The organism is Mesorhizobium sp. B2-1-1, from assembly GCF_006442975.2.
GTDB lineage: Bacteria > Pseudomonadota > Alphaproteobacteria > Rhizobiales > Rhizobiaceae > Mesorhizobium.
Window position 1 is genome coordinate 1269585 of record NZ_CP083954.1, and the last position, 20860, is coordinate 1290444.

The following is a 20860-nucleotide window of genomic DNA, read 5'->3' on the forward strand; positions in this document are numbered from 1 at the left end:
GTCGAATGCTGCGCTTCCTCCCGGTGGCGCTGATCCTGCTGTGCGGGTGGCCCACCTTGGCCCAGGCCGATCCGCCGCAATCGGCCAAGCAGCGGCTGATCGACAAGGTCTGCAACCTGATCCAGGCCCATGCCGACCAGAACGGTCTGCCCAGGGATTTCTTCGCCCGGCTGATCTGGAAGGAAAGTCGGTTCGATCCCAACGCCGTCAGTCCGGTTGGCGCCGAAGGAATCGCCCAGTTCATGCCGGGGACCGCCAAGATGCGCGGGCTCGCCAATTCCTTCGACATCAACCAGGCGATCCCGGCCTCGGCGAAATACCTCGCCGAGATGAAGACCAGCTATGGCAATCTCGGCCTGGCGGCCGCCGCCTACAATGCCGGCGAAAACCGGGTCTCGCGCTGGCTGGGCTCGGGCGGCTTCCTGCCGATGGAAACCGAAAGCTATGTCTTCGACATCATGGGCGAGCCGGTCGATAAGTTCGCCGACCGCGCCTATGCCGGAAGCGTGCGACCGCTCGACGCGAAATCCGATTTCGTCGCGGCCTGCCGTAAGCTCCCGGTGATCATGTCGCGGACGGTGGCGATGGCTTCCATCAACATAAAGCCCTGGGGAATCCAGGTGGCCGGCAATTTCCGCCGCAGCGCCGCGATCAACCAGTGGCTCAGGGTGAGAGGCCGCTTCCCGGCCCTGCTAGGCGGGCATGATCCGGTGGTCAGCCGGGTGCGCACGCCGATCGGCCGGCGCGGCATCTACGCGGTCAGGATCGGGGTCGACGACCGTGCCGCCGCCGGCGCTATCTGCCAGAAACTGCAAAGTGTCGGCGGGGCATGCGTGGTGGTGCGCAACCGATAGCGGGTGTGTCGTTGCGGGTGAAGGGGCGATAAAAATGACGGCCGCGGCTATAGGCGACCCTGGATTGGCCGGCATTGCCCTGCCTTCAACGAGCAATGAGGGCCGCAGGATGGTCGACGCATATGTTATCTGCGGCACGCCCAGGACCGGAAGCACTTTGCTGTGCAAGCTCCTGGCCTCCACGAAGGCGGCGGGCGATCCTCATTCGTTCTATCGGCGGCAGGACGTGCCCGAATGGGCCGAAGAGTGGGGGCTGCCCGGCCGCGACACGATGGGCGAACTCGAATTCAATGCCGCCTATCTCAATGCGGCCATCGCCGCCGGCAAGGGTGGGACCGGCATTTTCGGCCTGCGCCTGATGCGAGAGAATCTGGATGAGCTTTCAGCGATACTCGACCGGATTTTCCCGGGGCTTGTCTCGGATAAAGCTCGTTTCGAGAGGGCTTTTGGCCGTGTTCTCTACATACATCTGTCACGCGAGGACAAGCTTGCGCAGGCCGTATCGCTGGTCAAGGCGCAGCAAACCGGCCTTTGGCATGTCGCTCCCGATGGCACCGAACTGGAAAGGGTGGGACCTCCCGGAGAACCTCGATATGATTTCGGGCGGATCAAGGATGAGGTTGCCGGGCTCGATGGTTATGACACTGCCTGGAACATGTGGTTCGCGGAGCAAGAGGTAATCCCGCTGCGGATCGGCTATGAGCGCCTGTCGAGCGATCCGGTTGCAACGTTGGCGTCCGTTTGCGACGCCTTGGGGGTTCAGGCACCGGATGCTGGGGATATAAGACCCGGCGTCGCAAGGCTTGCCGACGAGACAAGCCTCGACTGGATGCGCCGTTATCATCTGGATGCGGCGTCCGAGGCGTCGACGGTATAGCTATGCCGTCTTCGCCACCACCGTTTCGCTGAGCCAGGTGCCTATCTTGGCGCCGAGGCGGTCGGGTGAAACCGGCTTCGGCAGATAGTCGTCCATGCCGGCTTCGATGCACTTGTCGCGGTCGCCCTTCAGCGCATGCGCGGTGACGCCGATGATCGGAATGTGGCTGCCATCCGAGGCCTCCGTCGCCCGGATGGCGCGGGTCGCCTCGTAACCGTTCATCTCCGGCATGGAGACGTCCATCAGGATCAGCCTCGGGCGCAACGAGCGGTACATCTCGACCGCCGTGCGGCCGTTGCCGGCTATGCGATAGCTCAAGCCCAACCCGTTGAGAATCTGGCCGAACACCAACTGGTTCACCTCGTTGTCCTCGGCGATGAGGATGTCGATCGGACCGTTCGGCGCGACCGTCGGTTCCGGCACGGGGACGGCCGGCATTGCCGGGCCGCGGATGACGGTAAAGGCGGGCGGCGCCGCCTGCGGCAGCGCCGGTACAGGTTCGCGAACGAACTGCGCCCTGCCGACCTGCGAGCGGGCTTTCTGGACGACCGAGATGACGGTGCCGAGCAGGACCGCGGAGCGCGCCGGCTTGGTCAGGTGCGCGGCAATGCCGAAATCAATGATCATCTTGCCGAAATCGACCTGGTCGACCGAGGTCAGGAGCACGACCGGTATGGCCGACAGCCGGCTGTCGGCGGCGATGGCTTTCGCGACATCGGCGCCGTTCATACCGGGCATCTGGTAATCGAGGATGATGCAATCGACGGCGGCCCCCAGCTGGCAGGCGCGGTCGAGGAAAGCCAGGCCGACCGCACCGCTTTCGGCGGCGGCGCAGTCGAAGCTCCAGCTCCTGAGCTGTTCGAGCAGGATCTCGCGGTTGACCGGATTGTCGTCGATGACCAGAACGCGGGCGCCGGTGACGTCGACCGGCACGATCTCGTCGCGAGCCCCGGCACGATGCACGGGCAGGGGCACCGCGAACCAGAATACGGAGCCGCGGCCGATCTCGCTCTCGACGCCAATCTTGCCGGCCATCAGGTCGACGAGGCGGGCGGCGATGGCGAGACCAAGGCCGGTGCCCTCGTGACGGCGGGTCGAGGAGCCGTCGACCTGGGCGAATTTTTCGAACACGTTCTGCAACTTTTCGGCCGGGATGCCGATGCCGGTGTCCTCGACGCGCAACTTGAGCTGGACGACGTCGTTGACGGTTTCGCCGCCGACGTCGATCAGCACATGGCCCTTCTCGGTGAACTTCACCGCGTTGCCGAGCAGGTTGGTGACAATCTGGCGGAACCGCCCGGCGTCGCCGACGACGTAGGCCGGCAGGCGCGGGTCGACGCGCACGATCAGTTCGAGGTTCTTTTCTGCGACATGGGCGGAGACGAGCGTGGCCACATCCTCGACCGCCTCGGCAAGGCGGAACGGCGCCGGGTCGAGCGTGAGCTGGCCGGCATTGATCTTGGAGAAATCGAGGATGTCGTTGATGATGGTGAGCAGCGCGTTGCCGGATTTGACGATGACGTCGGTGAAGGTCTTCTGGCGCGCGGTCAGTTCGGTCTTGGCCAGCAGCTCGGCCATGCCGAGCACGCCATTCATCGGCGTGCGGATTTCGTGGCTCATATTGGCGAGGAATTCCGATTTGGCGCGGTCGGCCGCCTCGGCCTTGAACAGCGACTCGGCGGATTCGGCGAAGGCGCGGCGGATGGCTTGCTCCATCGGCCGGAAGATCCAGAAAGCGGCGATGGAGAGCACCGCGAACAGCAATCCGCTCGCCCACAGCAGCAGCCGGTCACTGGAGGCATCGGCCAAATGGCGCTCGTCGTCCATGGCGGTGCGGACGCGGACCAGCATCGGCTGGGCAAACAGGTCGTTCTGGTTGCGGATTTCGCGATAGCTCCACTCATCGACCTTCTGCGCCACCGACATCAGGTTGAAGTTTCGAATCATGTCGCGCGGAGACCAGAACAGGTCGCCATTGACCGAAGCGGATTCGAGCTCGTTGATCGTCTTTGCCGACAGGCGTGGACGCAATGCGGCGATCTGGGCCGCAAGCGTCCCAATCTCGCTGGTCAGGCGTTCCGAATGGCCGCGCGCCGACGCGGTCAGCGCATCGCGCGTCTCCGCTCGCCAGGCGGTTCCCGTCGTCTCGGCGAAGCTGGTCGCGTTGCGCAGATCGCGGGTAAAGATGACAAGGTTGCTGCTCAGTGTATCGATCTGGTGGCGGAAGGAATTGACGCGATCAAGTGCGAGCATGATCGCCAGCGAAGCCAACGCGAAGATCAGCAATCCTGAGAGATAACGGCTCCGGATGGACCGTATGAAGGAAGAATATTCCGGCATGCGCAACCCCAACACATACGCATTATTTTAACGGTCGGGATTACGCTTGATTTACATTAAGATTTCGTTCTGGCGACCGAGAATTTCGGATTCCCGCAGCCTCCCATGTAGCCTGCCGGCTGCGCCGAGATGAAGGGCCGCGGCCACTTCAAGGGACGGTCAAGCTTCGGATATTATTTCAATCCGCGGGCCGTTTGTGATGCCGGGATTCCTGGTTCGAGCCGCGAAGCATTTCACGGTCATCGGCATCGACCAGATCGACGTCGCCGCCCCGGAGCGACTGGCCCTGCTGGCGAGCCGTTCTTTCCCGCTTCGACCGCTTCAGTTCGTCCTCGGCGTTGAAATTCTTGTCCGCATTCTTGGTGTTCACCCGCTCCTCGATGATTTGCACCTGCTGTTCGTGGGTCTTCTTGCCGGTCATGGGATATCTCCCTCTATTTGTTCGTCCGGCCGGTCTGGTCGGGGTTCACACCGCCTTGCGAGGTGGTGTCGTTCTCGACATCGCCCCGAAAGGTATTTTCGCCATCGAGTTCCTCGTCGTCGTCAAGAATGTCGCCACCCTTGATGGTGCCTTTGGATGCGCCGATGCCGGGATCGTTGCGCAAGTCGCGATCGCTTGGCCTCGGCTGTTTGCGATGCTTGTTGTCGTTCATGGGTTGCCTCCTGCTTCTGGTCCCGAACGTCGCGACGGGTGCAATTGTTCCCGAAACGCAAGGTCCCCAAACGCTCTGGCCGGGAGTGAGACCACCGCAGCCGCGTATCTCCAAACAGCGGAATGCTGCCACGAGTGATGTCAGCTCCGCGTCAACCGGCTATCGATCGGGCAGCATTTGGCGCGCCTGCCTGTTCGGCGCGGCGGATCAGATCGACGCTGTGATGCCGCCGTCCACATAGAGAATATGGCCGTTTACGAAAGAGGAGGCCTCGCTGGCCAGGAAGACGCAGGCGCCGACCAGTTCCTCGACCTTTCCCCAGCGGCCGGCTGGCGTGCGCTTTTGCAGCCAGGTGCTGAACGCAGGGTCGGCGACAAGGGCAGCGTTGAGCGGCGTATCGAAATAGCCGGGTGCAACGGCATTGCATTGCAGGCCATGTTTGGCCCAATCCGTAGCCATGCCCTTGGTCAGGTTGCCGACCGCGCCTTTCGTCGCCGTGTAGGGCGCGATGCCCGGACGGGCGAGCGCGGTCTGCACGCTGGCGATGTTGATGATCTTGCCGCGGCCGCGCCTGATCATATGGCGCGCCACGGCCTGGCCGACATGGAAGACGCTGGCGACGTTGGTCTGCAGCAGGCGCTCGAACGCATCGGCGGGAAACTCCTCGAGCGGCGCGCGGAATTGCATGCCGGCATTGTTCACCAAAATGTCGATCGCTCCGCCGTCCAGTTCGAAACCGTCGACCGCCGAGCGAACCGCTTCATGATCGGTAGCATCGAAGGCCAGCTTTTCCGCTCCGGGAATCTGCCTGATCGCGGTGGCGAGCCTTGCCTCGTCACGGCCGTTAAGGATCACCCTGGCGCCGGCTTCGGCCAAACCCTTGGCCAAGGCGAAGCCTATGCCTTGCGAGGAGCCGGTTACGAGGGCGGTGCGCCCGCTGAGATCGAACAATTTGGTCGACATCGAACCTGATCCTCCCGATTGGCCCGTTAAACAGAAACCTTCACGCCAAGCCTCGGGGTCTGCCCCGATCTCAATTGTTGCGCGTCGCCACGAAGGTCGCGGCTGCCTTCAGCAGGCCGGCCTGCTCGCCATAGGGTTCGAGCAGCGCATGCGCCTGATGGACAAGGCCATGCAACTGGGCGCGTGCCCATGCCTCCCCGTGCAGCGCCACCAGCGTTGCCTTGCCGGCGGCGGCGTCCTTGCCCGTCGCCTTGCCCATCTGTGCGGCATCCGCGGTCAAATCGAGAAGATCGTCGGCAAGCTGGAAGGCAAGCCCGATCGCCGAGCCGAACTCGGCCAGTCTTTCGCGATCCCCGGCAGGCACGCCGGCGACGACCGCGCCCGCCTCGCAGGCAAAGCGGATCAGCGCACCGGTCTTCATCGCCTGCAGCCGGATGATCCCGGCCTCGTCCGGCGCGATGCGCTCGGCCTCGAGGTCCAGCGTCTGGCCGCCGACCATGCCGCCGGCCCCGGCGGCGCGGGCGAGCGCCAGCACAAGGGCGGCCCGCCGCTCCGCCGGCAGCGCCGTAGTCTCGTCGGCGAGGATGTCGAAGGCAAGCGTCAGCAGGGCGTCGCCGGCGAGGATGGCAGTCGCCTCGTCGAAGGCCCTGTGCACGGTAGGCTGGCCGCGGCGCAGATCGTCGTCGTCCATCGCCGGCAGGTCGTCATGGATCAGCGAATAGCAGTGCAGGCATTCCAGTGCGGCCGCCACGCGCAGTGCCGCTTCGCCGTCGGCGGAAAACAGGGCCGCGCTTTCCATCACCAGAAAGGGGCGCAGGCGCTTACCGCCGTTGAGCACGCCGTGCCGCATCGCCGCCATAAGGCGCTCGGGCCGCGCGATCTCGCCCGTGAGCGCGCGGTCGTCGAGCAATCGCCGCAGCAACGTCTCGACGGCGGCGGCCCGTGCGACGAGCGCCGTTTCGAACGCCATTTCATCGTCATTCGTCATGGCCCGGACCGGTAGCCGACACTCAGACGTTGCGCAAGAAGACAAGCGCCATTATGCCGGGGGAGGGAGAGACACGGGTTGGGCGACTTGGCGGAACCGATCGTCGATCATGAAACCGAAAAGCTGGACATGGCGACGAGATCCCGTGGCGTGAACCGTCGTGCTCTCAAACGCTGGGTCCGGCGCGGTATCGTCGTGGCTGCCGTGCTGGCGCTTATCCCTACGGTGCTGACCTTTCTCTATCTGCCGTCTTTCGTGCATCCGGTGTCGACGCTGATGCTGAAGGATCTTGCCACCTTCTCCGGCTATGACCGCCGCTGGGTGTCGATCGACGACGTGGCACCGGTGCTGGCCAATTCGGTGATCATGTCGGAGGACGGACAGTTCTGTTTCCATCGCGGCGTCGACCTCGGCGAATTGCGGGGTGTCGTCGACGACGCGCTGGCCGGCGAGGGGACGCGCGGCGCCTCGACCATCACCATGCAGACGGTGAAGAACCTGTTTTTGTGGTCTCGTCCGCTGGGCACGGTTCGTAAAGTGGTCGAGTTGCCGCTGGCCGTGTATCTCGACGCGGTGATGTCGAAGCGGCGCATCATGGAAATCTACCTCAACATCGCCGAGTGGGGGCCGGGCATATACGGCATCGAGGCGGCGGCGCGGCACCATTTCGGTATTTCGGCAAAACAGCTGTCGCGCCGTCAGGCCGCGCTGCTTGCCGTCAGCTTGCCAAATCCGATCGCCCGCAACCCGGCCAAGCCCGGGCCGGGGCTGAGGAGGCTGGCCAACCTGATCGAGCGGCGCGCCGGCCGATCCGGCGCTTATGTCGGCTGCCTCCAGTAGCCGACATAAAAAAATTCGCGGGCAGCGCTGGCCAAAACGGCACCGGGCGTGTATAGGCACCCGACTTTCTCAGATTCCGGCCCCTGACACGGCCCTTTCACGAGGGCGGGCGGGGCTTTTGACCATGTAGTGGAGCATATCCATGGCCGTTCCGAAACGAAAAACCTCTCCGTCCAAGCGCGGCATGCGCCGCTCGGCAGACGCCCTCAAGGCCCCGACCTATGTCGAGGACAAGAACTCCGGCGAAATGCGCCGCCCGCACCATATCGACCTGAAGACCGGCATGTATCGCGGCCGCCAGGTGCTGACGCCCAAGGAAAGCTGAGACCAGCTTTCCTGATGTTTGAGCTAAAAAGACCGGCCGCTGGCCGGTCTTTTTGCGTCTGGCGGGACCGACGACCGACAGCGTAGCTGCGTCTCCAGGCCTTGATCTCCGATCGGCCCGGACGCCGCCTCATCGTGCATCCTCGAGGCATGGCCGATTGCATACCGCACATCGCCTTCGACTCGGTCGACACGACTTTTCCCAATGATCGAACCGTGAGCCCGATGCGCGGCAATCGCCGGAGGCAGCGTCGCTGGTGTTTTTCGCAATCTGTGGGATTGCCATAGACGGTTTCTTATGCGATTTTTGAATTTATAGTCGGAAATCGACACAGATTGGGAATTCGATGTGGGATTTCGTCAGCACAAGTGATCTCGACGATACCGAGCAGGCCGTCCTTTCCCAACTCAAAGTCGATGGGCGGATGTCGAGTGTGGATATCGCCAAGCGCATCGGCGTCACCGAAGCGACGGTGCGGCGGAAAATGGCCCGTGTGCTCGAGGACCCGGATATCTGCATCCAGGCGGTCGTGCGCCCTTTGCGCAGCGATGTCGGCATTGCGGCCATTGTCGGGCTCGACGTCGACCGCGAGCACATCATCAGCGTTGCTCGAAAACTGTCGGAATACTCGTTCGTCGACAGCGTCTACGCCATGACCGGGCCGTTCGACATCATCATCCAGCTCACTTTGCCATCCACGACCAGCCTGCACGATTTCCTCGTCAGTGAACTGGCCAACGTTCCCGGGATCAAGGATTCCGAGAGCTACATGATCGGTCGCGTCTTCAAGCATAGCGGCCGGGCTTACCAGCACAGCAAAACCGAAGAAAAAAGAGGGTAACAATGGGTGAGTTTCTTTCCGCTTCGCGCCGCCGCGTCCTGACCCTTCTTGCCGCCGCGCCGCTCCTCCTGCCGTTCGCTGCCACCGCCCATGCCGATGGGCTGGTCGACCAAATCAAGCAGCGCGGCACCATCCTCGTCGGAACCGAGGCCGCGTTCGAGCCGTTCGAATTCGTCCGCGACGGCCAGATCGTCGGCTATAACAAGGACATTCTCGACTATGTGGTCAGCCAGCTCGGCGTGAAGCTCGACCAGCTCAACCTGCCTTTCCAAGGCTTGCTGCCAGGGCTGCTGGCCAAGAAGTTCGACCTGATGGCGACCTCGACCGGCATCAACGCCGAGCGGGCGGCGAAATACGCCTATACGCGGCCGACCGGTTCGTTCGAGAACGTCGTCGTCGTGCGCGTCGACGAGGAGCGCATCAAGAAGCCGGAGGACATCAACGGCATGGTGGTGGCCACGCAACTCGCCTCCTCCGTGCAGCCCATCATCGAGGCCTATGACAAGGAGCTCAAGGATAAAGGCGGCAAGGGTGTCGGCGAGATGAAGCTGTTCACCTCCTTCCCCGAGACCCATGTCGCTCTGGCCTCCGGCCAGGTCGACGCCATCGTCATCGCCTCGCCTTCGGCGGCCGTTCTGATGAAGAACGTTCCCGATACCTACAAGGTCGTCGGCTCGATCGGCGAATTCTCCTATCTCTCCTGGGTGGTGCGGCCGGAGGACAAGGATCTGCGCGCCTTCATCAACGCCAAAATCGGCGACTTGAAGGACAGCGGCAAGCTGAAGGAGCTTCAGCTCAAATGGTTCGGGTTCGAGATGAAGACGCCCGACGAGGGTTATCTGCCGCCTGGCGCGCTCTAAGCCCCCAACCAGGCGCCCGGCGCTGCCGGACCGGTGGTTCCAGTCATTGGACGCGCCGGTCTCGGATGGCCCGGACGTCCAGGGATCATTCGAGCTGAAAAATGTTCCATTTTTCAAAGACGCTGACCTTCCTGCCGGAATTCCTGGCCGGCGCCGGCATCACGCTGAGCGTCTCGGCGCTGGGGTTTCTGGTGGGGACATTGATCGGCTTCGGCCTGCTCGCATGTGGCAGGTCGCGCTGGCGCGTGATCCGCTGGATCGGCGCGGTCTACACCAGCTTCATCCGAGGCACGCCGCTGATCGTGCAGATCTTCATGGTCTACTACGTGCTGCCGGGCCTCGTCGGTATCGACCTGCCGCCGCTCCTGGCCGGCGTGCTGGCGCTCAGCTTCAACAGCGCGGCCTTCGTCGCCGAAATCCTGCGCGCCGGACTGACGCGCATTCCCGCCGGCCAGTACGAGGCGGCCAAGGCGCTCGGGCTGAAGCCTGCCGTGACCTGGTTCAAGGTCATCCTGCCGCAGCTCTTCCGCGCCATTGTCCCGCCGATGGTCAACGAGTTCACCATGCTGGTGAAGGCATCCTCGATCCTGTCGGTGATCGCGGTGGTGGAACTGACCCGCACCGCGCAGAACATCATGAACGTCACCTACCGGCCGGTCGAGGCCTTCTGCATCGCGGCGGTGCTGTATTTCGTCGTGCTGCTATCATGCAGCCTGCTGACCAGGCATCTGGAACTCAAGGCGCGAGGCGCACGCGCATGAGCTTCGATTTTTCCGTCATAGCGGACAACTGGCAGATCCTCGCCAAGGGCTTCGGCAACACGGTGCTGATGTGCGCTGTCGCATTGCCGTTCGGCTTCGCGCTCGGCACCGTGCTGGCGCTTATCCGGCTGCGCGGCGGGCGGGTGCCGACGGCGATCGTCTCGGCCTATGTCGAAATATTCCGCAATATCCCGTTCCTGATCCAGATATTCCTTTTGTTCTACGCCTTGCCGATGTTCGGTGTCAGGCTCTCGCCCGTGGTCGTTTCGATCGGCGCGCTGTCAGCCTATGCCAGCGCCTATTCGGCCGAGATCATCAGGGGCGCGATCCAGTCGATTTCGTACGGCCAGGTCGAGGCCGGCTACGCGCTGGGGCTGCGCTACCTGACTATCTTCCGTAAGATACTGGTTCCGCAGGTGCTCGGCTACATCCTGCCCGCGGCCACCAATCTCACCATTACGCTGATCAAGGAATCGGCGATCCTGTCGGCGATCACCGTACCGGAACTCACCTACATGGCCCAGAACATCATTGGCCGCACCTTCTCGCCGGTGGAGATCTTCACCGCCATCGCATTGCTGTACTGGGGGCTGACGGCCTTCGTGGCAGCGATCTCGCGCAGCCTGGAGCATAGGCTGCAGCCCCATCTCGCAGCCCGCCGTGGCGCCTGATCCAAAAAAGCTTCAACGCAGAGGAGACCCCATGTCCAAACTCACCACCGCGCCGCGCGATGTCTTCCAGACATTCATGAACTTCCCGATGGTCGAGGACCTCGACACGCTGAAGGCCGATGTCGCCATCATCGGCATGCCCTATGGCGATCCCTACACGATCGACGAGCTGATCAACGACCAGACCAATGCGCCGACCGCGGTGCGGCGCGCCTCGCAGCGGATCAGCCAGGCGCTCGACCGCTATGATTTCGACATCGGTGGGCCAGTCTTCGACGGCAAGGACATCAAGGTGGTAGACGTCGGCGATGTTCCCGGCGCGGCGGCCGATCATGTCGGGCACTACGGCAGAGCCGAAGCGGCGATTCGCAAGATCCGCGCCGCGGGCGCACTGCCGATCACAATCGGCGGCGACCACGGCATTCCGATCCCGATCTTCCGGGCGCTTGACGGCGAGGGTCCGATCACGCTGGTTCAGCTCGATGCCCATCTCGACTGGCGTGACAACGTCAACGGGGTCAAGGAGGGCTATTCCAGCACCATCCGCCGGGCCTCGGAAATGACGCATATCAAGGACATTTTCCAAGTCGGCGTTCGCGGCCAGGGCAGCGCGCGCACCGAGGAGGTCGAGGCCGCCCGCGCCTATGGCGCCAACATCATCACCACCAATGAATGGCAGGACATCGGCACCGCGGCGCTCCTGAAGCGAATTCCCGACGGCGGCCGCTACTATCTCACCATCGATGCCGACGGCCTCGATCCGGCGGTGATGCCGGCGGTCGAGGGGCCACAGCCGGGCGGCGTCAGCTACCGGCAGACGATTGAACTCATCAAGGGGCTGGTCGGCAAAGGAAGGCTGGTCGGCATGGATATCGTCGAGATCGCGCCGGCGCGCGATGTCAACGAGATCACCTCGATGACGGCCGGCCATATCATCCTCAACGTCATCGGCGCGGCCGTGCGCGCCGGCTACTTCAAGCGCTGATCGCGAGCGGGGTGCGCGGTCACGCATCCCGCGGCTCGATTTCAAAGATGTCGGCCGGACAACCGGCTGACATCGTTGTTGCATTCGGTCTTCTAGCGTGTTTGGGGCGTGCTGCGAAAATTCTTGACGGCGTGCCGGTTGCGCACTCTACAAAGGGGTGCCCCCAAATGGAGACGCCAGATGTTCGGTGCCGTCCCGCTGCTGATCGTGCCCTTTGTCCTCTACAATCTCGGGCTGCTCGGAATATTCGGCAGCGGTGACGATCCCTGGGCAAGCGAGGTCTTTTCCGTCGGCATGATGTCCGGCGGGGTGTTCTCGATGACGCTCGGCGACCTTATGGTGCTGATCGGGCTCATCTTCCTCTTCGTCGAGATCGTGAAATCGGCGCGCACTACGAACGCCTCGATCATGGACCATCTGTTGTCGACGCTGGTCTTCGTGGCCTTCCTGGTCGAGTTCCTGCTGGTCAAGGGCGCCGCGCACTCGGTCTTCTTCACGCTGATGATCATCGCGCTGTTCGACGTGCTCGCCGGCTTCTCGGTGTCGATGCGGTCGGCGAGCAGGGATATCAACCTGAATTAGCCTTAGCCCGGATCGGCGGTGAAGCCGGCGGCCTCGATGCCGGTGATGGCGGCGGCTTCGTCATTGTCCGAGCTGTCGCCGGAAATGCCGACGGCGCCTATGATGCTGCCTGCCTTGTCGCGGATCAGCACGCCGCCCACGACCGGCAACACGCGTCCGCCCGAGACGTCGGAGATGCCGGTCATGAGATGCGGGCGCTCCTTGGCGAAGGCCTCGACGCGGCGCGAGCCCATGCCGATGGCGAGCGCGCCATAAGCCTTGCCGGCGGACATTTGCGGGCGCAGGAACGAGGCGCCGTCCTGGCGCTGGAAGGCGACGAGATGGCCGCCGGCGTCGAGCACCGAGACGCCGAGCGGCCTGAGCTTGAGCTCCGCGCCCTTGGCGAAGGCGGCGTCGATGATCTCGAGGGCTTTGTCGAGCGGCAGTGCGGTCATGGCGATCTCCTGTTTGAAACGGATATCATCGGCAGCCAGCCGAACGAGGCAATCCAGGTTCCGGTTGAAATTGCTTCGTGGAAAGCGGGGTGAACGCGCCGATCCGGATCGCGCCTATGCCGCGATCCACCAAATGCGGTCAACGGCCACCGGCTCAGGGCCGGCAACGAAGCAACCGGGAGCGGCGTGCTACTTCTTCTTGGCGCGGGCGGGCTTCTTGGCGGGCACTGCCGGCGCGTTGGCAAGGTCTTCGGCTTCCTTGGCCAGCCGCAGCGCCCGCAGCTTGTCGGTCTTGACCTTGCGGGCATCGCTCTCGGCGACATACTCGGCCATCGCCTTCTGTCGGACCGTGGCCGCTTCCTCCTGCTTCTTGAAGCGCAGATCGGCGCGCGCGCGGGCAGTATCCCTAGAGTTCTCAACCAAGAGTCTGTTCCAATCTCGTGACGTGATTTTCGGCCTCTTGTAGCAGAGCCGGCCATTCAACGGGGAAAATAGTTGGTCACGCGGCCGGATTGGCGCCGAGAGCCTTGCTGGCGAGCACGGCCTCATAGGCGGCCTTCAGGGTCGCGCGTACAGAGGGGCCGGACGCTGCATCGAGGGGCGTGCCGAGATGCTCGTGGCGCAACTCATCCATGAATTTCTCCCATAGCGGCGGCCCGCCCTTTTCCAGAAGCTCGGCCCGGATCGACAATTCCTCGCTGACCGGCAGCCAGACGCGGCCCCAGGCGCCGAGATGGGCCAGGATCGGCACCAGGGTGATCGCCATTTCGGTCAGGCTGTAGATCGCCTTCTGCTTGTGCGAAGGATCGTCGGCCTTGGTCAGCATGCCCAGATCCATCAGCCGCTTCAGCCGGTCGGCCAGTATGTTGGAAGCAATGCCTTCCATCGACCCGTTGAGCAACTCGCGAAAATGGCGCCTGCCGCCAAAAATCATGTCGCGAAGGATGATCAGGCTCCAGCGGTCGCCGAACACTTCCAGCGAGAGATTGATCGGGCAACCCGAGCGGCGATCGATGTTCATTCGACTTCTCCAAAACCGGTTGCATTATTGTATCGGTTTTATTATGGTGCAACCGATTGCAGAATGCAAGCAGATGAGGAGGCCACGCGATGACGAAGACTGGACGCCCCACTATCATATCCGAAGCCTTTGGCGACCCCGCCGACCCCGCTCTGCTGCTGATCATGGGAGCGATGGCCTCAATGCTGTGGTGGCCGGAGGCGTTTTGCCGGAAACTCGCCGCCGCGGGACTGTTCGTAATCCGCTATGATAATCGAGATACCGGCCGCTCGACCAAATATCCGCCGGGAGAGCCGCCCTACACGTTCGACGACATGGCCGACGATGCGATCGGCGTTCTCGACAGCCACGGCCTCGACAAGGCGCATATCGCCGGCATGTCGATGGGCGGCATGATCACGCAGCTCGTGGTGCTCAAGCATCCGTCCCGCGTCGCGTCGCTGACCGTGATCAGCAGCTCGCCGATGGGAGTGGACACCTCGAACCTGCCGCAGACCAGCGATGCCTATATCAAACATTCGGCTGAAGGCGCGCACATTGACTGGTCGGATCGCCGCCAGGTCATGGACTTCATGATCAAAGATGCCAAGGCGATCGCCAGCACAGCGCATCCCTTCGACGAGGGCCGCATGAGAGCCTTCATCGAGCGGGACTATGATCGCTCCGGCGGCCTGCTCAGCGCGACCAATCATTTCCTGCTCAAGGGCGATAGTGATCGATGGAGGGGCCGACTGCACGAGATGAACGCGCCGCTGCTGGTAATCCATGGTACGGCCGATCCCATCTTTCCGGTCGAGCATGGCGAAGCGCTGGCCGGGGCGGTCGCCGGCGCGAAACTCCTCCGGGTTGAAGGCGGTGGCCACGAACTGCATCCGGACGATTGGGATGTGATCGTCACCGGCATCGTTGCTCATATCCGGGCCGATTGGCACTCAAAGCGCGGTCCTGACGCCACAAGTTTGGGCAATAGTTAAGTAAACATTTCGGTACTAGACGACGTGAACCCCGAGACAGGTGAGCAAAAATGTCCCTGACGCTTCACTATCATCCGCTGGCCTCGTTTTGCTGGAAGCCGCTGATCGCGCTCTACGAGAACGGCACGCCGTTCGCGTCCGTCATCGTCGATCTCGGCGACGAGCAGTCGCGAGCGGCCTTCCTGAAGATAGCGCCCTGGGGCAAGATGCCCGCTTTGCGTGACGATGCGCGCGACCGCACCGTGCTGGAGTCGACCCTCGTCATCGAGTATCTGGCCGCGCACTATCCCGGACCGGTCGACCTCGTCCCCGCCGATATCGACCTCGCAATCGCGGTTCGCCAGGCCGATCGCTTTTACGATCTCTATGTGCAGGAACCGATGCAGAAGATCGTCGGGGACCGGCTGCGCCCGGAACGTAGGACCGATCCGTTCGGCGTCGAACAGGCGCGCGACCAGTTGCGCAATTCCTATGCGATCATCGAGCAGGAGATGGCGTCGAGGAACTGGGCTGTGGGCGACGCCTTCACCATGGCCGATTGCGCGGCCTCGCCGGCCCTGTTCTACGCCAACAAGGTCGAGCCATTCGGCGACAGATATCCTGCCGTGAGTCGCTACCATGACCGGCTGTTGCAGCGGCCGGCCTTCGCCCAGGTGATTGAGGAGGCGCAGCCCTATTTCAAGCTCTTCCCCTATAATGATGGCTGATCGTGGTGCGTGACCGGTCGTTTGAACAGGAACGATCAAGTCTCCCAAAATTGGTCGAGCCAGATGTTGAGTTTCAGGAAGCCGGCATTGCTCACCGTATAGACGCGCCGCGTGCCTTCGGCCTTGGCGTGGACAAGGCCGGCATCGAGCAACACCTTCAGATGCTGCGATACGGCCGGACGTGAGACCGGCAGCCCGGCTGCCAGTTGATTGACGGTTTTGGGACCGCGTCGAAGTTCTTCCAGGAGATGGCGCCGGTTGGGATCGGCGATCGCCATGAAGGCGTCGGAAAGCATCATGCCTCATTTGTGGGGCAAAGTTCTTCGAATCTCAACCGTTTGCTTCTGCTTTTCTTCGTGGGTCAAGCCGCAATGCTTCCGGCGTCACCGAACGGTCGGCGGGCTGCGTCTTGAAGGCGTCGCGGTCCTCGATCGGCACCGGCGCGCGGCGGCTGATGCGCAGCAGCGTGTAGCCTGCCAGGGAAAGATGCGCGAAGGCGGTCGCCAGAAACAGGCCCTCCGGACGCATCCAGCCCATCAGGGCGGCCGCCAGCAAGGGTCCGATCATGGTGCCGAAGCCATAGAGCAGCAGCAGGCCGCCCGAAACCTTGACGAAGTCCTCGGCACTGGCGTGGTCGTTGGCATGCGCCACGGCGATCGAATAGAGCGTATAGGCGAAAGCACCGTAGGCGGCGGTGAAGACGATGACGAAGACGCCGGAGCGCGGCTCGAACAGGAAGATCAAGAGCGCGAACAGCGCAGCGCCGAAAGCGGCACCCGCCAGCACGAAGCGCCGGTCGGTCTTGTCGGAGAAACGCCCGGCCGGAAGCTGCATGGCGGCACCCGCCACCACCACCAGGCTCATCATCAAGGCGATCTCAGCGGTGGAGATGCCGATGCGGGCGCCATAGACGGCGCCAAGCGTGCCCCATGCGCCGTTGGCGATGCCGATGAGGACGCAAGCGATGGCCGAGACCGGCGAGTTGGCGTAGAGCCCCTTGACGTCGAGCTTGACGTCCTGGAGCGGCTTGGGGTGCGAGGCGGTCGATACCGCGGTCGGGATCAGTGACAGGCAGAACAGGATGCCGGTGATCATGAAGAGTGAGGCCGATTTCACGTCGCCGCCGGCGACGATCATCTGCCCGCCCATGATCGAGGCATAGGTGACCATCATATAGAGGCCGAAAACGGTGCCGCGATTCTCGTTGGTGGCCTTTTCGTTCAGCCAGCTTTCGATGACCATGAAGGCGCCGGCCATGGTGAAGCCGGTGAAGGCGCGCAACAGGATCCAGACATATTCGTCGATGACCAGTCCGGTGAGCAGCGCAACGATGGCGCCGGACGCGGCGAAGGCGCCGAAGGCGCGCACGTGGCCGGCACGGCGCACGATACGTGGTGCAAAGAAGCAGCCGGTGACGAAGCCGCCGGCCCAGGCTGTGCCCATCAGGCCAAGCGATGCGGTGGAGAAGCCTTCCACCTGGCCGCGCAGCGGCAACAGCAAGCCGTGCAATCCCGACGCTGCCAAAAGGAAGGCGGTGCCCCGAAGCAGCGAAAGGATCGGTCTGTAGGCTGCGAGCATTTTTTGATCCGGCTGAAATCGAGGAGAGACGCAGAGTCTGAAGACAGTCGCATTCGGGCTTTTCGGAGGCGGGTCTTTTCGGCCTTATCCGCGGCGGAACAGCGCCTCGGCCGCGGATTTGGTGCTGTCCTTCGACTTGAGTTCAGCCTCCAACCGGGCGATCTCGTCACGCAGGATGCCGATCCGTTCCGACAACTCGCCGACGGAGAGCAGCGACAGGTCCTGCCCGATCTCGTGCGGACGCGCCTTCTTCTTGGGTTCGTCGTCGAAGATCGCCATTTGTGCTCCTCCTCCGCCATACCGATTGGCCATTTGCCTGATTTGCCAATGAGCATACATAGGGCAGGGGCGTCGATGCAAACAGCCGGCAAGAATGCGGCGAGGAAAGACGGGAGATTTCATGGCGAGCGGATCTAAAATTCCGGCAAGGATGACGGCCATCGCGATCTCCGAGCCGGGTGGGCCCAGGGTGCTGAAACCGGAGACGCGCGATGTGCCTGTGCCCGGTCCCGGCGAGATATTGATCAAGGTGCGCGCCGCCGGCGTCAACAGGCCCGACGTGCAGCAGCGCAAGGGCGCCTATCCGCCGCCGCCCGGTGCGTCGGACCTGCCGGGCCTGGAGGCGTCGGGCGAAGTGGCCGCGCTCGGCGACGAGATCTCTCGCTGGCGCCTTGGCGAGCGCGTCTGCGCGCTCACTCCCGGCGGCGGCTACGCCGAATATGTCAAGGTTCATGCCGGCAGCGTGCTGCCGCTGCCGGCCGGCTTCACCCACACGGAAGCGGCGGCCGTGCCGGAAAACTATTTCACCGTCTGGCACAATGTGTTCGAGCGCGGCGGCTTGAAGAAAGGCGAAACGCTGCTGGTTCATGGCGGCTCTTCGGGTATCGGCACAACGGCGATCCAGCTTGCATCGGCCTTCGGTGCCTATGTCATCACTACGGCCGGCAACAAGGAGAAATGCGATGCCTGCCTGAAGCTCGGAGCCGACCGGGCGATCAACTACCGCGAGGAGGATTTCGTCGCGGCGGTCAAGGAAGCGACGGGCGGCAAGGGTGCCGACGTCATCCTCGACATGGTCGGCGGCGACTATGTGGCGCGCAACTACGAGGCCGCGGCGGTCGAGGGCCGGATCGTCCAGATCGCCCTGCAAGGCGGCGCGGTGGCGAGCGCCGATTTCTCGAAAATCATGGTCAAGCGGCTTGTTCATACCGGTTCGACACTGAGGCCGCGCACCGTCGAGTTCAAGGCGGCGCTGGCAGCCGCGCTCGAAGCGCAGGTGTGGCCGTTGCTCGGCACGCGCCGGATCGCGCCCGTCATGGACATGATCTTCCCGCTTGCCGATGCCTGGCGGGCGCATGAGCGTATGGAGGAAGGCGATCATATCGGCAAGATCGTGCTCGACGTCGGCTGACGGCAACATTGCCGATGCCCGGCTGGCCGAGGCGGGCTCATACCCGCGACCCGGCCCCTGCCTGCAAGCTGAACAAAAGCTTAATGGTGCAATGCAGCATTTGCATCATTGCTATGCAAAATCAGCCATTCAAGTGCCGCTCGATGATGACTATTTGAGCATCATCGAAACGGACACCCCATTTGGAGGACTGACATGAACCCGATCCGCGCTTTCCGTAACTGGCGTATGTACAACGAGACCGTGCGCGAACTGAACCGCCTCAACGCGCGCCAGCTCAGCGATCTCGGCATCAACCGCGCCGACATCGAAAAGATCGCCCGCCAGGCGATCTGACTTCAAGAACCGCCCCGCCGCAAGGCGGGGTCGCAAAGCAGAGCCGCCGCAGACGCTTGCTCGTCGCCGGTTCCGAACCCGCCGGACCTGTCCGGCGGGTTTTGTCTTTCTGGACCCCAAACATATTCGCGGCACCATTTTCATGCCGCCCGCGATTGATCTGCCCCGGTGTGGTTGCCAGATCGACGGGCGTTCCCAAAAACGCCTTCCCAAAAACATTGCGGAACCGCCGGAGAGCGGTTATATAACCTGCGAATTTCCCATTTTGGTGGCTCTAAACCACCGCCCGCGCGGGAACGCGGGCGAACGAGAAGGATTTTTAAAATGGCCAATACGCTGCTGATGCCAAAGGCGACCGCTGTCTGGCTGGTCGACAACACCGCGCTTTCCTTCGAGCAGATAGCACAGTTCTGCGGGCTGCATCCGCTCGAGGTCAAGGCGATCGCCGACGGCGAATCGGCGCAAGGCATCAAGGGCATGGATCCGATCATGACCGGCCAGTTGACCCGCGACGAGATCGCGCGTGCCGAGAAGGATCCGAACCAGCGGTTGAAGCTTTCGGACCCCAAGGTGCGGGTGCCGGAATCCAAGCGCAAGGGGCCGCGCTACACCCCGCTGTCGAAGCGTCAGGACCGACCGAACGCCATTCTCTGGTTAGTGCGCAACCATCCCGAATTGAAGGACGCGCAGATCTCGCGCCTCGTCGGCACCACCAAGTCCACGATCGAGCAGATCCGCGAGCGCAAGCACTGGAACTCTGCCAACCTGCAGCCGATGGACCCGGTGACGCTCGGTCTCGCCTCGCAGATCGATCTTGACATGGAAGTCAACCGCGCATCGCGCGGCCGCGAGCAGGCACAGCCGGTCGGCGACACATTGCTGCCGGCGGCGCTGACCGAGCGCCTGGTTCCGGCTCCCGAAAAGCCGAAGGACGAGGATGCCGAACTCGACGCCAACGCCGTGTTCGCCAAGCTCTCGGCTCTGAAGTCGAAGGACAGGGATAACGACGAGGAGTAGAATTCTCGCGAACTCGACCGAAAAGCCCGCTTCGAGCGGGCTTTTTTACGGGTTGGGAGACCTCAGCTTCGCGCCGCACGGTCCGGCGCCATGCCGTAATCCTCGCTGCGTTCCACCGCCCGGTAAAAATCGGCGAGCTGCTTGCCGCGCTCCGGCTTGAAGACGCGGCCTGCGATGACCACCGAGGCGATGCGATCGATGCGGAAGGCGCGGAAATCGTCGCGCATCTCGCACCAGGCGACCAGCGTCCACACCTTGCCCCAGAACCAAAGGCCCAAGGGCCTGATGTCGCGGGCGGTGCCGCGGCCGGCTTCGTCCGAATAGTCGATGGTCAGCACCTGGCGCTTCTCGATGGCGCGCTCGATCAGGTCGATCGCCTCGCGCGCGGCATCGCTCACCACACCCACATCGGCGTGTGGATCTCGGTGCGAGCGATACGGTCCTTTTCGGCATCGGGCAGCACCGCGCCGATCTTGACCAAAGCCTCATCAGCGGCCCGGGCCATGGCCGCACCGCCAAAGGCACGCACCATGCGGGCGCCGGCGACCAGCGCCACGATCTCGTCACGCGTGAACATCAGCGGTGGAAGGTCGAAACCCTCCCTCATCATGTAGCCGACGCCCGCTTCCCCATCGATCGGCACTCCGGTCGACTGAAGGTCGGCTATGTCGCGATAGATGGTTCGCTCGGAAACCTCGAGCCATGTGCCAAGCTTCTGCGCGGTGACCAGACGGCCACCGCGCAAATGCTGCACGATCTGGAAGAGCCTGTCGGCGCGTCGCATCGTATGGTCCCTCGATGTTGTTCCTATGCATGTCGCCCAAAACCGGTTGGGCTGCATG

At 63.2% G+C, this 20860-nt stretch carries 26 protein-coding genes and 1 pseudogene; 15 read left to right on the forward strand and 12 right to left on the reverse strand.

What is annotated here, in order from left to right:
- Positions 1-5: 5 nt before the first annotated feature.
- Both FJ972_RS06155 and FJ972_RS06160 read left to right on the forward strand, forming a co-directional pair.
- Positions 6-854: a lytic transglycosylase domain-containing protein gene (locus FJ972_RS06155; RefSeq protein WP_140525751.1), complete on the forward strand. Its 849-nt coding sequence runs from the start codon at positions 6-8 to the stop codon at positions 852-854.
- 64 nt (positions 855-918) lie between these two features.
- Complete coding sequence (locus FJ972_RS06160; protein WP_224619784.1) at positions 919-1731, forward strand: Stf0 family sulfotransferase; 813 nt, start codon at positions 919-921, stop codon at positions 1729-1731.
- On the opposite strand, the gene FJ972_RS06165 is transcribed toward FJ972_RS06160, so the two are convergent.
- From FJ972_RS06165 to FJ972_RS06185, 5 genes are all read right to left on the reverse strand, one after another.
- Positions 1732-4071: a response regulator gene (locus FJ972_RS06165; protein WP_140525752.1), complete on the reverse strand. Its 2340-nt coding sequence runs from the start codon at positions 4069-4071 to the stop codon at positions 1732-1734.
- Between the two features lie 178 nt (positions 4072-4249).
- Positions 4250-4492 (reverse strand): hypothetical protein, encoded by a 243-nt coding sequence (locus FJ972_RS06170; RefSeq protein ID WP_140525753.1) that lies wholly within the window; start codon positions 4490-4492, stop codon positions 4250-4252.
- Positions 4493-4505: 13 nt separating this feature from the next.
- Entirely contained in the window at positions 4506-4724 is a 219-nt protein-coding gene (locus tag FJ972_RS06175; RefSeq protein ID WP_140525754.1) for a hypothetical protein, read from the reverse strand.
- A 207-nt stretch (positions 4725-4931) separates the two neighbouring features.
- On the reverse strand, positions 4932-5687 hold the full coding sequence (locus FJ972_RS06180) for an SDR family oxidoreductase (protein WP_140525755.1): 756 nt from the start codon (positions 5685-5687) through the stop codon (positions 4932-4934).
- 70 nt (positions 5688-5757) lie between these two features.
- Positions 5758-6675, reverse strand: coding sequence for a polyprenyl synthetase family protein (locus FJ972_RS06185; RefSeq protein WP_140525756.1), 918 nt, complete (start codon positions 6673-6675; stop codon positions 5758-5760).
- Positions 6676-6753: 78 nt separating this feature from the next.
- Between FJ972_RS06185 and FJ972_RS06190 the strand changes: the two genes are divergently transcribed.
- The 8 genes from FJ972_RS06190 (at position 6754) to FJ972_RS06225 (ending at position 12540) form a co-directional block, all read left to right on the forward strand.
- On the forward strand, positions 6754-7515 hold the full coding sequence (locus FJ972_RS06190) for a transglycosylase domain-containing protein (protein WP_140500502.1): 762 nt from the start codon (positions 6754-6756) through the stop codon (positions 7513-7515).
- Positions 7516-7657: 142 nt separating this feature from the next.
- Positions 7658-7840 (forward strand): 50S ribosomal protein L32, encoded by a 183-nt coding sequence (gene rpmF / locus FJ972_RS06195; RefSeq protein WP_008834724.1) that lies wholly within the window; start codon positions 7658-7660, stop codon positions 7838-7840.
- Positions 7841-8186: 346 nt separating this feature from the next.
- Positions 8187-8681 (forward strand): Lrp/AsnC family transcriptional regulator, encoded by a 495-nt coding sequence (locus tag FJ972_RS06200; RefSeq protein WP_140500504.1) that lies wholly within the window; start codon positions 8187-8189, stop codon positions 8679-8681.
- A 2-nt stretch (positions 8682-8683) separates the two neighbouring features.
- Positions 8684-9541: a transporter substrate-binding domain-containing protein gene (locus FJ972_RS06205; RefSeq protein WP_140517600.1), complete on the forward strand. Its 858-nt coding sequence runs from the start codon at positions 8684-8686 to the stop codon at positions 9539-9541.
- 101 nt (positions 9542-9642) lie between these two features.
- On the forward strand, positions 9643-10302 hold the full coding sequence (locus FJ972_RS06210) for an amino acid ABC transporter permease (protein WP_140525757.1): 660 nt from the start codon (positions 9643-9645) through the stop codon (positions 10300-10302).
- Positions 10299-10973, forward strand: a complete 675-nt coding sequence (locus FJ972_RS06215) for an amino acid ABC transporter permease (RefSeq protein WP_140658565.1) — start codon at positions 10299-10301, stop codon at positions 10971-10973. Before FJ972_RS06210 ends, FJ972_RS06215 begins: the two co-directional genes overlap by 4 nt.
- Before the next feature lie 31 nt (positions 10974-11004).
- Positions 11005-11958 (forward strand): agmatinase, encoded by a 954-nt coding sequence (locus tag FJ972_RS06220; RefSeq protein WP_140525759.1) that lies wholly within the window; start codon positions 11005-11007, stop codon positions 11956-11958.
- 180 nt (positions 11959-12138) lie between these two features.
- A complete protein-coding gene (locus tag FJ972_RS06225; RefSeq protein WP_140500511.1) occupies positions 12139-12540 on the forward strand; it encodes a hypothetical protein in 402 nt (133 codons plus the stop codon).
- A gap of 2 nt (positions 12541-12542) precedes the next feature.
- On the opposite strand, the gene FJ972_RS06230 is transcribed toward FJ972_RS06225, so the two are convergent.
- The 3 genes from FJ972_RS06230 to FJ972_RS06240 form a co-directional block, all read right to left on the reverse strand.
- On the reverse strand, positions 12543-12974 hold the full coding sequence (locus FJ972_RS06230) for a GlcG/HbpS family heme-binding protein (protein ID WP_140525760.1): 432 nt from the start codon (positions 12972-12974) through the stop codon (positions 12543-12545).
- A 189-nt stretch (positions 12975-13163) separates the two neighbouring features.
- Positions 13164-13397, reverse strand: a complete 234-nt coding sequence (locus FJ972_RS06235; protein WP_140500515.1) for a hypothetical protein — start codon at positions 13395-13397, stop codon at positions 13164-13166.
- A gap of 76 nt (positions 13398-13473) precedes the next feature.
- Positions 13474-13995: a winged helix-turn-helix transcriptional regulator gene (locus tag FJ972_RS06240; protein WP_140525761.1), complete on the reverse strand. Its 522-nt coding sequence runs from the start codon at positions 13993-13995 to the stop codon at positions 13474-13476.
- Between the two features lie 89 nt (positions 13996-14084).
- Between FJ972_RS06240 and FJ972_RS06245 the strand changes: the two genes are divergently transcribed.
- Together FJ972_RS06245 and FJ972_RS06250 are read left to right on the forward strand one after the other, a co-directional pair.
- Complete coding sequence (locus tag FJ972_RS06245; RefSeq protein WP_140517604.1) at positions 14085-14969, forward strand: alpha/beta fold hydrolase; 885 nt, start codon at positions 14085-14087, stop codon at positions 14967-14969.
- 50 nt (positions 14970-15019) lie between these two features.
- The gene (locus tag FJ972_RS06250; RefSeq protein WP_140517605.1) at positions 15020-15676 is read left to right on the forward strand and encodes a glutathione S-transferase family protein; all 657 of its coding nucleotides are present in this window, start codon (positions 15020-15022) and stop codon (positions 15674-15676) included.
- A 35-nt stretch (positions 15677-15711) separates the two neighbouring features.
- Here the strand turns inward: FJ972_RS06250 and FJ972_RS06255 are convergent, their stop codons facing one another.
- From FJ972_RS06255 to FJ972_RS06265, 3 genes are all read right to left on the reverse strand, one after another.
- Positions 15712-15975, reverse strand: a complete 264-nt coding sequence (locus FJ972_RS06255; RefSeq protein WP_140500522.1) for an ArsR/SmtB family transcription factor — start codon at positions 15973-15975, stop codon at positions 15712-15714.
- A gap of 31 nt (positions 15976-16006) precedes the next feature.
- The gene (locus FJ972_RS06260) at positions 16007-17254 is read right to left on the reverse strand and encodes an MFS transporter (protein ID WP_140500523.1); all 1248 of its coding nucleotides are present in this window, start codon (positions 17252-17254) and stop codon (positions 16007-16009) included.
- A gap of 84 nt (positions 17255-17338) precedes the next feature.
- The gene (locus FJ972_RS06265; protein WP_140500525.1) at positions 17339-17533 is read right to left on the reverse strand and encodes a DUF1192 domain-containing protein; all 195 of its coding nucleotides are present in this window, start codon (positions 17531-17533) and stop codon (positions 17339-17341) included.
- Positions 17534-17654: 121 nt separating this feature from the next.
- Here FJ972_RS06265 and FJ972_RS06270 point away from each other — a divergent pair, with 121 nt between their 5' ends.
- From FJ972_RS06270 to FJ972_RS06280, 3 genes are all read left to right on the forward strand, one after another.
- Positions 17655-18665, forward strand: coding sequence for an NAD(P)H-quinone oxidoreductase (locus tag FJ972_RS06270; protein WP_140525762.1), 1011 nt, complete (start codon positions 17655-17657; stop codon positions 18663-18665).
- A gap of 195 nt (positions 18666-18860) precedes the next feature.
- The gene (locus FJ972_RS06275) at positions 18861-19001 is read left to right on the forward strand and encodes a DUF1127 domain-containing protein (RefSeq protein WP_140500528.1); all 141 of its coding nucleotides are present in this window, start codon (positions 18861-18863) and stop codon (positions 18999-19001) included.
- Positions 19002-19325: 324 nt separating this feature from the next.
- Positions 19326-20018, forward strand: a complete 693-nt coding sequence (locus FJ972_RS06280; RefSeq protein ID WP_140517606.1) for a DUF1013 domain-containing protein — start codon at positions 19326-19328, stop codon at positions 20016-20018.
- Positions 20019-20080: 62 nt separating this feature from the next.
- On the opposite strand, the pseudogene FJ972_RS06285 reads toward FJ972_RS06280, so the two are convergent.
- Positions 20081-20802: pseudogene (locus FJ972_RS06285) on the reverse strand (helix-turn-helix transcriptional regulator).
- Positions 20803-20860 lie beyond the last annotated feature (58 nt).